Source organism: Bacillus sp. X1(2014), from assembly GCF_007678255.1.
This window is the reverse complement of sequence record NZ_VEED01000056.1, coordinates 1-737: the sequence shown is the minus strand read 5'-3', so window position 1 is coordinate 737 and position 737 is coordinate 1. Positions and strand designations below refer to the sequence as shown.

The window sequence follows — 737 nt, the reverse complement described above, 5'->3', positions numbered from 1 at the left end:
TTCCGAACCCCTTTTGACTTTTTCACTGTTTTTCCACCTATTTTGTCAGAGGGAGACCTCTCCGAGGTCTCTACTTAGACAATTTGTGGACCTTGCCAAGTCCAGTTGGCCATTTTCTTTAAATTCATGGCAGCGAAAGTAAGCATCGCCTGCATCGACAATTTTTTAAGTCCCCTTAAAGTTGTCCAACGCATGCCATGCTTTTCTTTTGCATCTGCGAATACACGCTCTATTGTTTCTTTGCGTTTCGCATAAATTGGTTTTACATCTTTGTGATGACGGAGATGGTCTGCTTCTTCCACATATGCTTGCCAAATATGACGTGTCACCACTTTTTGATGGTCTTTACTTTCGGTACACTGCGCTAATAAAGGACATGTAGCACAGATGTGTTTTGAGGATTTGTACTCGCGATATCCCTCTTTATTCGTTGTGGAATATTTCAAGACCTCGCCCGCTGGGCAAAGATAACAGTCAAAGTGTTCATCATACACATACTCGTGTTTTCGGAAGAACCCTTCTTTTGTACGTGGGCGTGTATATGGTAGAGCAGGAGTTATCTCGTTTTTTAATAAATAATTTGTAATGGCAGGTGTTTTATAAGCTGCATCGGCCGCAACAGCTTCAGGTTTTACGACATTCTCAACTACTTGTTCGATTAATGGCTCTAACATATTACTATCATGTGTATTTCCCGGTGTAACAATCGTGCCGAGGACAAAACCTTTTCGGTCTGC

At 41.8% G+C, this 737-nt stretch carries 1 protein-coding gene; it reads right to left on the bottom strand.

What is annotated here, in order from left to right:
- Nucleotides 1-74 precede the first annotated feature (74 nt).
- Nucleotides 75-737, bottom strand: a 663-nt coding sequence (locus tag FS608_RS29735) for a transposase (RefSeq protein WP_144556152.1), incomplete at its 5' end; no start/stop codon positions are given.